The following is a 12,637-nucleotide window of genomic DNA, read 5'->3' as shown; positions in this document are numbered from 1 at the left end:
CTCCTGACCCTTCGGCGCCCCTGGGACGCCGCGTATGACGATCAGGCTGTCCACTGGACGTCGTGTCCATCAGCCGAGCTTCCGGAGCAGACCGCGCGCGAAGCGGTCCTTCGCCTCGGTGTACGGCGGATAGACCAACTGCATCGCGTCGGGGCCGAGGGGCTTGCTGAGCACGGCCTTCTCGTGGCTGAACGTCCGCAGGGAGCGCTCGCCGTGATAGGCGCCCGATCCGCTCTCCCCCACCCCGCCGAAGGGAAGGCCGGCCACGGCGAGGTGCGCGGCGGGGATGCCGAAGCCGACGGCACCCGAGCTCGTCTCGGTCAGGATGCGGCGGCGCGCCTTCGCGCTGGCGGTGAAGACGTACAGGGCGAGCGGCCTGTCGCCGGCGCGGATGACGCGGATGGCATCGTCCAGCCCGTCGACCGGGAGGATGGGGAGGATCGGGCCGAAGATCTCCTCGGCCATCGCGGGCGCATCGGCGGCGACGTCGACGAGCACGGTCGGTGCGAGGTACCGGGTCGCGGCGTCGTGGTCGCCGCCGACGGCCGCTGTGCCCGAGCCCAGCATCCCGGTCAGCCTGTCGAACTGACGGTCGTTGACGATGCGACCGTAGTCGGGGCTCTGCTCGGGGTCGTCGCCGTAGAGCTCATGCACCGCGTCGCGCAGGGCGTCGGCGAGCCGCGGAACGACCCCGCGATCAGCGAGGACGTAGTCCGGGGCGACGCAGGTCTGGCCGGCGTTCATGAACTTGCCCCAGGCGATGCGGCGTGCCGCAGCTGCCAGGTCGACGGTGTCGTCGACGTAGACCGGCGACTTGCCTCCGAGCTCCAGGGTGACCGGGGTGAGGTGCTCGACGGCGGCGGCCGCCACGATGCGTCCGACGCGGCCGTTGCCCGTGTAGAAGATGTGGTCGAAGCGCTGGCTCAGGAGCGCGGTGGTGTCCTCCACCCCGCCCTCGACGACCGCGACGGCTCGCGCATCCAGATACTCCGGGATGAGGCGGGCCATCGTCGCGGACGTCGCCGGTGCCAGCTCGCTCGGCTTCAGCACGACGGCGTCGCCGGCGGCGAGTGCCCCGACGAGCGGTGCGAGCAGCAACTGCACGGGGTAGTTCCACGGCGCGATGACGAGCACGACGCCGACCGGCTCCAGGATGGTGGAGGCGCGGGCCGGGAGCAGGGCGCCGGGCACCGGGACCCGCCGGGGACGCAGCCAGCGGCGGAGGTGCTTCAGCGTGTGGTCGATCTCGCCGACGACGAAGCCGAGCTCGGCGATCTGCGACTCGGTCGGGTTCTTGGCGAGGTCGGCCAGCAGGGCGTCCTCGAAGTCGGCGGAGCGCTCAGTGAGCATCCGCCGCAGTGCCTTCAGCTGCCCCAGCCGCCACGCGAGCGGCTTGGTGATCCCCCGCTCGAAGCCGGACCGGAGCTCCTCGACCGTGCGCGCATGCGTCATGCGCCCATCATACGAACGGGGCTGCGCCGATCCGCTACGGCCCGCTCTCGGCTCGGCGGGTCTCGGCTCGGCGGGCGGCGGCCCCGCAGCGGCCGCTCAGCGGGTGGGGCGGTAGGCGAGGTCGAAGATCGCGTGGCCGAGACGTTCGCCCCGCCGTTCGAACTTGGTCACGGGCCGATCGTCGGGACGCGGGACGAAGCGGGCGTCGCCGGCGAGGTTGGTGAGGCCCGGCTCCGCGTCGAGCACCTCGATCATGTGCTCCGCGTACGGCTCCCAGTCCGTGGCCAGCCGCAGGACGCCCTCCGGCGCGAGCGCGCGCACGAGCAGCCGGGCGAACTCCGGCTGGACGATCCGCCGCCGGTGGTGCCGCGCCTTCGGCCACGGGTCGGGGAAGAAGATCAGGATCTCGTCGATGGTCCCGGGGGCGAGCCCGTGCTCGAACACCTCCACGGCGTCGTGCCGGACGATGCGGATGTTGCGCACATCCCGATCCCGCATAGCGCCCAGCACACGGCCCACACCGGCGCCGTGGACCTCGATCCCGAGGACGTCGCGATCGGGATGCCGTTCGGCGAGCGTCAGCAGGTTCTCGCCGTTGCCGAAGCCGATCTCCACGATCCGGGGCGCACGGCGGCCGAAGACCGCATCCAGGTCGAGCGGCGAGCCGTCGAAGTCCAGGCCGAAGGCCGGCCACAGGTCGTCGATCGCACGGCGCTGCGCCTCGGTCTTACGGCCGCGGACGACGAAGCTGCGCGGGCGGACGGCGGGGGTCGGTTCCATCCCTCCATTGTCGCAGCGCCCAGGGAGGGTGCTGCTACATGTGCCCGAGCAGGCCCTCGATCGGCCCGCGGGCGAAGTAGACCAGGAATCCGATCGCCACCACCCACAGCAGCGGGCTGATCTGGCGGCCCTTCCCGGCGAGCGAGCGGATGACCACCCAGCTGATGAAGCCTGCACCGATGCCGTTGGCGATGGAGTAGGTGAGCGGCATCACGATGATCGTCAGGAACACCGGCAGCACGACCGAGAACTCGCTCAGATCGATGTGACGGATCTGGACGACCATCAGGGCTCCGACGATCACCAGGGCCGCGGCAGCCACCTCCAGCGGCACGACCTGGGTGAGCGGGGTGAAGAACATGGCGAGCAGGAACAGCGCGCCGGTGACCACGCTGGCGAAGCCGGTCTTGGCTCCCTCGCCGATCCCCGACGCCGACTCGATGAACACCGTGTTGGACGAGGAGGAGGTGCCACCGCCGACGATCGCGCCGACACCCTCCACGATCAGCGCGGACTGCAGACGCGGGAAGGTGCCGTCCTCGTTCGCCAGGCCGGCACTGCGCGCCAGGCCGGTCATCGAGCCCATGGCGTCGAAGAAGTTGGTGAAGACGAGCGTGAAGATGAGCATGGTCGCGGCCAGGGCGCCGATGCGGCCGAAGGCGCCGAACAGGTCGACGTGGCCCACGAGGCTCAGATCGGGCAGGGAAACGAGCGAGGTGGGCAGCTGCGGGACGGTGAGATTCCATCCGGCGGGGTTCTTGCCCATCGACGGTCCGACGTGCCAGATCGCCTCGGCGATGATCGCGACCACCGTCGCCGCGACGATGCCGATGAGCAGCGCGCCCTTGACCTTGCGCGCCATCAGCACGCCCATGATCGCCAGGGCGATCAGGAAGGTGATCGTCGGCAGGGTGGCGATGGATCCGGCGTCGCCCAGCTGCACAGGAGGAGACGAGAAACCGGTCGTGCGCACGAATCCGCTGTCGACCAGTCCGATGAACGCGATGAACAGACCGATGCCGACGGTGATCGCCGTCTTCAGTGGTGCCGGCACGGCGTTGAAGATCAGCTTGCGGAGCCCGGTGGCGGACAGCAGCACGATGATGATCCCGTTGATGACGACGAGGCCCATCGCCTCCTGCCAGCTCAGGATCTTCACCACGTTGACGGCCAGGAACGAGTTGATCCCCAGTCCCGCGGCGAACGCGAACGGCAGTCGCGCGACCAGGCCGAACAGCACGGTCATCACGCCGGCGCTCAGGGCCGTCACGGCGGCGACCTGCGAGGTGCCGAGCGTATGGCCCAGCACATCCTTCGTCCCGCCCAGGATGAGCGGGTTGAGGATGACGATGTAGGCCATCGTGACGAACGTGAGGACGCCGCCGCGCACCTCGGTGCCCCAGGTGGTGCCCCGTGCGGTGATCTCGAAGAAGCGGTCGAAGCGCCCCGTGGTTCTCGTGGGCGCGCTGGTCGTAGCGGAAATGGTGACTCCCGTAGGATCGGTGGGCGGTGCCCGGCGAAGACTCAGGTCGGTCGAGTATGCGCGAGTTGCGCAGCACCAGCCTATTCCGACTCCCACCTGACGAAGGACACGCATGGCACTGCCCTGGACCCTGCACAACGACGGCACGAAGGTGGGAGCGCACGAGATCGTGCTCCCCGGTGAGCGGCTGACCTGGCCGCGCACCATCGGACTCGGCGCCCAGCATGTCGTGGCGATGTTCGGAGCCACCTTCCTCGTGCCGCTGCTGACCGGATTCCCGCCGGCGACCACCCTGCTGTTCTCAGGCGTCGGGACGCTGCTGTTCCTCGTGATCACCGGAAACCGGCTCCCGAGCTACCTGGGGTCGTCCTTCGCGTTCATCGTGCCGATCATCGCGGCGACGAAGGCGCACGGGATGCCGTCGGCTCTCTTCGGGATCGTGGTCACCGGCGTGCTCCTCGCCCTGGTCGGCCTCATCGTCGTGCTGACGGGGACGCGCTGGATCGACGCGCTGATGCCCCCGGTGGTGGCCGGAGCGATCGTCGCCCTGATCGGGTTCAACCTCGCACCGGCCGCCGGCGCGAACTTCGCCAAGGCGCCGGTGACGGCTCTCGTCACGCTGGCCGCGGTCATCCTCTGCACGGTGCTCTTCCGGGGAATGCTCGGGAGGCTGTCCATCTTCCTCGGCGTCGCCGTCGGCTATGTCTTCGCCGTCCTCGCCGGCCAGGTCGACTTCAGCAACGTCGCGAAGGCCGCGTGGATCGGTCTCCCGCAGTTCACGCTGCCCGCGAACCCCTTCACAGCTCCGGCGTCGACGTGGGGCATCCTGCCCGCTTTCCTGCCGGTGGTGCTCGTGCTGATCGCGGAGAACGTCGGGCACATCCGCGGCGTCGCGCAGCTCACCGACCCGTCCGTCAACCGGATGACGGGACGGGCGCTCCTCGCCGATGGCGTCGCGACCACGATCGCCGGGTTCTTCGGCGGCTCCGGCACCACGACGTACGGCGAGAACATCGGTGTGATGGCGGCGACGCGCGTCTACTCGACTGCGGCGTACTGGGTCGCGGGCATCGTGGCCGTGCTGCTCGGCCTGTCGCCGAAGGTCGGAGCGGTGATCGCCACCATCCCTCCCGGCGTGCTCGGCGGGGTCACGACGGCGCTCTACGGCCTGATCGGCGTCATCGGCGTCAAGATCTGGCTGGACAACAAGGTCGACTTCTCGAAGCCGACGAACCAGTTCACCGCCGCGACCGCACTCGTCATCGGCATCGGGGACTTCACTCTCGACCTGGGCCGGCTCACCTTCAACGGGATCGCACTGGGCGCCATCGCCGCGATCGTCGTCTACCACGTGATGGCGGCCGTCTCCCGCGCCCGCGGGACCGACTGAGCCGAAGCGCCCGCCTACTGGTGGAAGAACGGGATGATCAGGTAGAGCCCATAGAGCACCGCGAGGCCGCACAGGGTGAAGCAGACGCAGGCGGCGGCGAGAGCCAGCCGCTTCTGACCGGCGCTCAGCGGGTTCTTCCGCTGCGCCTTCTCCGCCTTGCGCTGCAGCTTCGCGGCCTTCTCGGGCGTCAGCACGGTGATCGCGTCGGTGAACTCGACCGGCTCCACGAACAGCGCCCGGCCGGCGACGGCGAGCAGCCGTGTCCCGAGCGCGTAGAGCGCCACGACCACGCACCCGCCGATGAGCGAAGCGGCGAAGACGACGACGAAGGCGGCCCAGTCGATCATGCGGACTCCTTCTTCGGCCGCTGCCTCTTGAGCGGCTTCACCTTCTCGATCTTGACGACCTTCCCGGAAGCAGCGACGTCGCTCCTCCCCTGGACCGGCAGCGGTGCCACCGCGTTCGCGCTGCTGACGCGATTGCGGCTCGCCCGCCAGAAGATGTAGACCACGATGGCCACGCCGAGCACGAGGTCGATGGCGACGCCGACCGGTCCCACGTTCGCGAGCAGCCCCGCGGCCGCGCCCACGATCGCCGCGGACGGCAGCGTGAGGAGCCAGCCGAGACCGATTCGGCCGGCGGTCCCCCAGCGCACGGAGGAGCCACGGCGGCCGAGGCCCGACCCGACCACCGACCCGGAGGCCACCTGCGTGGTCGAGAGAGCGAAGCCCAGGTGGCTGGAGGCGAGGATCGTGGCGGCTGTGCTGGTCTCGGCGGCGAAGCCCTGCGCGGGCTTGATTTCGGTGAGGCCGCGGCCGAGGGTGCGGATGATGCGCCAGCCGCCGGAGTAGGTCCCCAAGGCGATGGCCATCGCGCAGGCGACCACGACCCAGATCTGCGGGCCCGAGCCGGGCTCTTGGATCCCGGCGGCGATGAGGGTGAGGGTGATGACGCCCATAGTCTTCTGCGCGTCGTTGGTGCCGTGCGAGAGCGCAACGAGCGACGACGAGAAGATCTGCCCGTACCGGAAGCCGCCGCGGCCGTCCGGGCGGCCGTCGTAGCGCCGGGTGATCCAGTACGCGAGCTTGGTGGCGCCCCAGGCGACCACCCCGGCCGTGAACGGGGCGATGAGCGCCGGCAGGATGACCTTGTCGAGCACCACGATGAAGTCGATGGCTTGGAGGCCGGTGCCGACGATGGCCGCGCCGATCAGCCCGCCGAAGAGGGCGTGGCTGGAGGACGACGGGAGTCCGTACAGCCAGGTCACCATGTTCCAGACGATGGCTCCGACGAGCCCGGCGAAGATCAGGACCGGCGTGATCTGCACACCGCCGCTTCCCTCCCGGATGATTCCGCCCGAGATCGTCTTGGCGACCTCCGTCGACAGGAAGGCGCCGATCAGGTTGAGCACTGCGGCGAGCGCGACGGCCACGCGGGGCCGCATCGCCCCGGTCGCGATGGGGGTCGCCATCGCGTTGGCCGTGTCGTGGAAGCCGTTCGTGAAGTCGAAGAAGAGCGCCAGCGCGATGACCAGCACGACGATGAGGGTGAGGTCCACCGTTCCCTTTCCCGCGTTGACGCTGCCTCGTTGTCGGATGCCGTCCCTCGCGAGGGATTCATCGGAAGTTCATGCACATTGCCTGGCGCCGTTTGAACGCCGATCCGATGCTCGCACGACCTCCTGGCGAGGTCAAACCCGGGCTGCCGACGGATCAGAGCGGGCCGACGGAGACGACTCTCACCACGGCGACACTCTCACGTGCCGAGTCTTCGAGAAAGACATCGGCCGTTATCCCCCAATCGTGATCGCCCTCGGGGTCTGCGATGATCTGGCGCACCCGCCAGAGGCCTTCCTGCCCGTCTGGTTTCTCGTCGACGAGGAGCATGGCGGCGGACCGCGCGGACGCATCGGTGAGGATCTCGTCGTGCTCGGCGTAGTACGCCTCGAGGGCCGCATCCCACTGTGCTTCGGTGAACGCGGGCGCCGCGGCACCCGGCCCCTCGGCGGCAGCCAGCGCCGCCGCCTCCGCCTCCAGCATCCCGAGGTCGGCGACGCGGTCGAGCGCGGCCAGTTGGATGCGGCGGAACAGCTCGTTGCGCACCAGCACGAAGAACGCACGGCGGTTGGTGGTGACGTTGCGAGGCGCCGGGGGGCTGAGCTCCGCCGTCTCTGCGGCGTGCCGGGCGAGATCCGGATGGACCAGCTCCTCCCACTCGTCGAGCAGGCTGGAGTCGACCTGCCGGACCAGCTCGCCCAGCCACTCGATGATGTCGCGCAGTTCTTCGGTGCGGAGATCGAGCGGAACGGTCTGGTTGAGCGCCCGGTACGCGTCGGACAGGTAGCGCAGGACCACGCCCTCCGAGCGCGCGAGCTTGTAGAACGCGATGAACTCGCCGAACGTCATGGCCCGCTCGTACAGGTCGCGCACGACCGACTTGGGACTCAGCTCGAAATCGGCGACCCAGGGCTGGCTGGACGCGTAGGTGGCGAACGCCTCGTGCAGCAGCACGTCGTGGGGTTTCGGATGCGTGACCTCCTCGAGCGCCTCCATCCGCTCCTCGTACTCCACGCCGTCCGCCTTCATCGCGGCGATGGCCTCGCCGCGCGCGTTGAACTGCTGCGCCGAGAGCACCGGCCGGGGGTCGTCGAGGGTCGCTTCGACGACCGAGACGATGTCGAGGGCGAACACCGGCGACTCGGCGTCGAACAGCTCGAAGGCGGCGAGCGCGAACGGCGACAGCGGCTGGTTGAGGGCGAAGTTGGGCTGGAGGTCGACCGTCAGCCGGATCCGCACCTCGTCTCCCTCGCGGACCGCCTCCACGACGCCGGCGGTGAGCAGCGACCGGTACAGCTCGATCGCGCGCCGGGCGAGGGCGAGTTGCCGCTTCCGGGGTTCGTGGTTGTCGAAGACGAGGTCGCGCACATGCCGGAAGACGTCGCCGCCGCGCCCGATCACGTTGATGAGCATCGCGCTGGTGATCTGCATCGAGGAGGTGAGCGTCTCCGACTCGGCCTCGACGAGCCGGCGGAAGGACGGCTCGCCCCAGGAGACGAAGCCTTCCGGTGCCTTCTTCCGTACGATCTTGCGGCGCTTCTTGGGGTCGTCTCCGGCCTTCTCGATGGCCTTCAGGTTCTCGGACTCGTGCTCGGGAGCCTGCGCGACGACCGTTCCGGCCGTGTCGTAGCCGGCGCGCCCGGCCCGGCCGGCGATCTGGTGGAACTCGCGGGCGTTGAGCTGCCGCATCCGTGTCCCGTCGAACTTCGTGAGGGCGGTCAGGAGCACGGTCCGGATGGGGACGTTGATGCCGACGCCCAAGGTGTCGGTCCCGCAGATGACCCGCAGCATCCCGCGCTGGGCCAGTTGCTCGACCAGACGCCGGTACTTGGGCAGCATCCCCGCGTGGTGCACGCCGATGCCCTGGCGCAGCAGCCGCGAGAGCGTCTTGCCGAAACTCGTCGTGAACCGGAACTCGCCGATGGCCGCGGCGATCGCATCCCGCTGCTCCCGGCTGGCGATCTTGGCGCTCGACAGCGACTGGGCCCGCTCCAGCGCCGCCAGCTGCGAGAAGTGCACGACGTAGACAGGCGCCTGACCGGTGCTCAGGAGGTCCTCGATCGTCTCGTGCACCGGGGTGACTTCGTAGTAGTAGTGCAGCGGAACGGGACGTTCGACGCCGGTCACCGTCGCCGTGGCGCGCCCTGTGCGGCGCTCCAGGTCGGCGGCGAGCGCCGTGACGTCCCCCAGCGTGGCGGACATGAGCACGAACTGCGTGCGCGGCAGCGTGAGGAGGGGCACCTGCCAGGCCCAGCCGCGTTCGGGGTCGGAGTAGAAGTGGAACTCGTCCATGACGGCCTGCCCCACCGGCGTCTCGTCTCCGTGGCGCAGCGCGAGGTTGGCGAGGATCTCCGCGGTCGCGCACATGATCGGCGCGTCGGCGTTGACGGAGGAGTCGCCGGTGGTCATGCCGACGTTCTCGGCACCGAAGATCTCGACCAGCGCGAAGAACTTCTCGGAGACCAGTGCCTTGATCGGCGCCGTGTAGTACGTGCGCTCCCCGCGGGCCAGCGCTGCGAAGTGCGCGCCGACGGCGACCAGCGACTTCCCCGTCCCGGTGGGCGTGCTCAGGATGACGTTCGCTCCGCCGACGACCTCGATCACCGACTCGTCCTGTGCCGGGTACAGCCGGATGCCGCCCGCCTCCACCCACTCGACGAACGTGTCGTAGACGGCGTCCTCCGACACCGAGCCCGGGCCCGTCCAGCCGGGGATGTCCTCCAGGCGCAGGCGTCGGGCGGTGGACGTGGTGGTGTCGGACATGATGCCCCCAGCCTGTCACAGCCGGGGTCCGTGCCATGGACGCCCGTCATGAACCGCCCGGTGTCACGTCTTCGAGGGTAGACGCACTGTGAGCTCCCGCTCCGGCGCCGATGGATTCCTTCCGAGACGTGGTGGAGAGCAGTGGGCACAAAGGTCGAAGTCGATACCGAGCAGTTGCGGGCGAACGCGCAGTCGCTGCACGAAGCGAACGCGGAGCGCAGGAGGTCCTCTCCTGTCGCGGGCCGTCTCGGCGCCCGCCGGTCGACGGGTGCCTTCGAGCAGTTCGACGGGTACTGGCATCCGGCCCTTGCGACGATGACGGAGAGCATCGACGCGTTGAGCGAGGCGCTGGGCACCGCGGCTGATGTGTATGAGCAGCGTGATGCGAAGAGTGCCGAGGGTTTCGCCGGGGGTGCGCTTCGTGCGGTCTGAATCGACGGATTGGTCGCCGGTCGGGTTGGACGATGACCCGACACCGGGAGACGTGGACGCCGTCGGTTGGCGGTCTCAGGAGTTCAACTCGGTGGCGGAGTGGTTGTGGCACCGTGCGGACCGGCTCGCTGAGGTGGTGGAACGAGTCGGTGAACCGTATTGGTCCGGGGAGGCGGCGACTGTCTTCGGCGAGCGGTTGGGTTCGGTGAGCCTGGCGTGCCGGGCGACGTCGAAACGGTTCTCGGAGGCCCGCGATGCGTCGCACAGGTGGGCCTCGGCGATGTGGGGCAGTCAGGGTGCAGCCGATGCGGCGTTGCAGGCGGCCGAGGAGGCGCTGGAGGACATCGCAAGCGCCGAGGCCTCGCTGAGCGCCCTGTCCGCCGAACACGCCGCTGTGCTGGCGGCGCTGGCGCTGCTGGAGAGGACGCAGAAGCAGTACGCCGCCACCCCGCCGCCCCCGGGCACGCACGTTCCCACCGGTTCGGACGTCGCGGCGGCGCGCCGCCACGCCGATGACGCGAACCTCGAGCTCCGCTTCGCGCAGAGCCGGCTCGAGGATGCGCAGGAGCGTCTGGAGCGGGCCAGAATCGCGGCGCGCGACGCAGAGGAGCAGTACGACGCGGACGAAACGGTCTTCGTCCGTGCGCTGGAGGCCACCCTGCACGGTGCGATGCCGGCGGTGGCACCGGGCGAGCTGAGCGATTTCGTCACAACGGTCAGCGCCTTCGCGCGCGTCGGCCCACCCACCACCTCCACGGTCACTGCGGCTGCGACCTCTTCTGTCCCGGCCCCGGCCGAGATGGGCCTGCTGACCTTGACCCCGCGCGAGCTGTCGAGGATGCTCGCCCGAGACCCGCAGCTGGTCCAGAAGTTGTGGGACAAGCCGCCTCGGGCAGAGACCGCGGCGACCTGGTGGAAGAACCTCTCCCCCGAGCTCCGCGAACAGTGGTGCCAGTCCGCGCCGGCGGTCATCGGCAACCTGCCTGGCCTCGACGCGGACACCCGCATCCACGCCAACGCGATCCAGCTGCAGCGCGACCTGAACGACTCCACCATCAGTCCCACCTCCGCCCAGGGCAAGACCCTCACCGACATCCTCAAGGCGCTCGGCATCCACAAGATCGAGGGCGGCACCGCCCTCGACTACGAGAAACTCGCCAAAGCGCAGAAGCCACCGCGTGGACTGCTCTCCTACAACCTCCGCCACGACCCACCCCTGGCCGCGGTCGCGATCGGAGACACCAACGCCGAGAAGTCCGGGAAAGTCACCTGGATGGTCCCCGGGATGAACAGCAAACTCGGCGAACCCGGACGGCTTGAAGGCTGGGCGGGTGTCACGCTCGATGTCTACAAGGAGCAGCAGGGGCTCGAGCGCGGTGTTGCGCACATGGTGGTGGCGTGGATCGGGTACGAACCGCCCGGGAATGACAGCGTGGGGCAGGGCGACCGGGCACGCGCGGGAGCCGCCCGGTTGTCGCGGGAGCTGGATGGGCAGTGGGCCGCAGACTCCATCCTGGGTGATAACCCCACACCGTTTACCTCAGTGATGGGCCACTCCTATGGCACCACGGTGATCGGTAATGCAGTCAGTGACCTGGCCCACAACGTGCAGTCGGTCGTGCTGCTGGCTTCCGCTGGGGTCGAGCAGGACCTCCACAACGTGAAGTCCCTGCACGTAGACGGTGGCGGCCAACACGTCTATGCCAGCCAGTCCTCACAGGACCATTGGGCGGACACCGGCCGGGGCATCTCCGGACGGCTGGACCCGAGAGACCGCGACTTCGGTGCACGGGGGTTCTCCTCCGAGGGCGATCCGGCCCACAAGCTTCAACCTGTCGACGGGCATGATGTCATCGGGCACGGGAATGACACCGGTAATTGGTTCAACCCGATGGATGACCACGCGAGCAAAGGACACGGTTACCTCGACAAGGACACAGAAGCCCTTCACAACGCTGCCGCAGCAGCTCTGGGCCTGGACGGCAAGATCAACGGCGGCGCCAGCAAGCCCGGAGCAGGCAAGAAGTAGATGACCCCCACCCGCAGCATTCGTGCCGCCCTCATCATGATTGCGGCGCTCATCGTGATGACCGGCTGTTTCTACCCAGGAGGAACCATGACCAACCCCGGAGATGACGTCCTGTCACCGCCCAACGGACTATCCACCAAGACCCAGGACCAACTGCTCGACGACACCCTCGAACAAGTCAACGACCTGGTCCAGCTCATGGGCGGCGAATGGCTGGACGACGGGGTGCCACCGAGGGTCTTCGACCCCATCAACCGCGCTGGGTGGGCCCTCCAAGCATGTGATATGCCCGCCACCTCCGAACAGTATTCGATCACAGTGTGGCAGGACGCGGCCCCGGGAAGTCCCATCGATCCGTATCCGCCGGTGGCGAAGGTGCGCGCCTACTGGGAAAAGCTCGGCTACACCATCCGTCAGATCGGCCCCCCGTCCCAAGACGTCACGAAAGGTCACTCGATCATCGTCGACCTGCCGCGCAAGGCCGGCCTTTCGTTCTTCGCGAGCACCGAAGTGTTGGGCATCTCCGCCTACAGCGAATGCGGGAAATGGGACTGATTGCGTAACACGGTGAACGTGAAGGCGACGCGCGGACCCCTCGACGGAGTTCGATCCGGCGTCCCTGAGCGAGAAGGTGCGCAGCTACTGGGGGTGGACAGCGAATGCACGCAAGAGGACTGACCACGCAACAGCGGCTCATCCCTCGGCAGACATCACCCGGCCCGGCCGCATTGACCGCAATGATCACCGTTCTC

General features: G+C 68.8%; 10 protein-coding genes. 4 read left to right on the top strand and 6 right to left on the bottom strand.

Annotated elements, in window-relative coordinates; genetic code table 11:
- Window positions 1-69 precede the first annotated feature (69 nt).
- The 3 genes from BM287_RS04360 to BM287_RS04350 all read right to left on the bottom strand — a co-directional run bounded on the left by BM287_RS04360 (window position 70) and on the right by BM287_RS04350 (window position 3,829).
- Complete coding sequence (locus BM287_RS04360; RefSeq protein WP_090036343.1) at window positions 70-1,452, bottom strand: aldehyde dehydrogenase family protein; 1,383 nt, start codon at window positions 1,450-1,452, stop codon at window positions 70-72.
- A 96-nt stretch (window positions 1,453-1,548) separates the two neighbouring features.
- Entirely contained in the window at window positions 1,549-2,232 is a 684-nt protein-coding gene (gene trmB / locus BM287_RS04355) for a tRNA (guanosine(46)-N7)-methyltransferase TrmB (protein ID WP_090036341.1), read from the bottom strand.
- Between the two features lie 34 nt (window positions 2,233-2,266).
- Window positions 2,267-3,829, bottom strand: coding sequence for an NCS2 family permease (locus BM287_RS04350; RefSeq protein WP_244527874.1), 1,563 nt, complete (start codon window positions 3,827-3,829; stop codon window positions 2,267-2,269).
- Here BM287_RS04350 and BM287_RS04345 point away from each other — a divergent pair.
- Window positions 3,828-5,105, top strand: a complete 1,278-nt coding sequence (locus tag BM287_RS04345; protein WP_090036337.1) for a uracil-xanthine permease family protein — start codon at window positions 3,828-3,830, stop codon at window positions 5,103-5,105. The two genes, BM287_RS04350 and BM287_RS04345, sit on opposite strands and share 2 nt — an antisense overlap.
- Before the next feature lie 14 nt (window positions 5,106-5,119).
- On the opposite strand, the gene BM287_RS04340 is transcribed toward BM287_RS04345, so the two are convergent.
- The 3 genes from BM287_RS04340 to BM287_RS04330 all read right to left on the bottom strand — a co-directional run bounded on the left by BM287_RS04340 (window position 5,120) and on the right by BM287_RS04330 (window position 9,424).
- A complete protein-coding gene (locus BM287_RS04340; RefSeq protein WP_090036336.1) occupies window positions 5,120-5,452 on the bottom strand; it encodes a peptidase in 333 nt (110 codons plus the stop codon).
- Window positions 5,449-6,663, bottom strand: a complete 1,215-nt coding sequence (locus BM287_RS04335; RefSeq protein ID WP_090036334.1) for an inorganic phosphate transporter — start codon at window positions 6,661-6,663, stop codon at window positions 5,449-5,451. Before BM287_RS04335 ends, BM287_RS04340 begins: the two co-directional genes overlap by 4 nt.
- A gap of 154 nt (window positions 6,664-6,817) precedes the next feature.
- A complete protein-coding gene (locus tag BM287_RS04330) occupies window positions 6,818-9,424 on the bottom strand; it encodes a DEAD/DEAH box helicase (RefSeq protein WP_090036332.1) in 2,607 nt (868 codons plus the stop codon).
- Between the two features lie 141 nt (window positions 9,425-9,565).
- On the opposite strand from BM287_RS04330, the gene BM287_RS04325 reads away from it, so the two are divergent.
- Genes BM287_RS04325 through BM287_RS04315 form a run of 3 tightly spaced genes read left to right on the top strand, consistent with a single transcriptional unit; the run spans window position 9,566 to window position 12,440 of the window.
- The gene (locus BM287_RS04325; protein ID WP_090036330.1) at window positions 9,566-9,856 is read left to right on the top strand and encodes a WXG100 family type VII secretion target; all 291 of its coding nucleotides are present in this window, start codon (window positions 9,566-9,568) and stop codon (window positions 9,854-9,856) included.
- 52 nt (window positions 9,857-9,908) lie between these two features.
- A complete protein-coding gene (locus BM287_RS04320) occupies window positions 9,909-11,885 on the top strand; it encodes an alpha/beta hydrolase (protein WP_170857426.1) in 1,977 nt (658 codons plus the stop codon).
- Entirely contained in the window at window positions 11,886-12,440 is a 555-nt protein-coding gene (locus tag BM287_RS04315) for a hypothetical protein (protein ID WP_090036325.1), read from the top strand.
- Window positions 12,441-12,637 lie beyond the last annotated feature (197 nt).

The sequence above is a fragment of the Leifsonia sp. CL147 genome, from assembly GCF_900114565.1.
Classification (GTDB): Bacteria; Actinomycetota; Actinomycetes; order Actinomycetales; family Microbacteriaceae; genus Leifsonia.
Note: the sequence above shows the minus strand (reverse complement) of the source record. Positions and strands in the feature narration are given on the sequence as shown.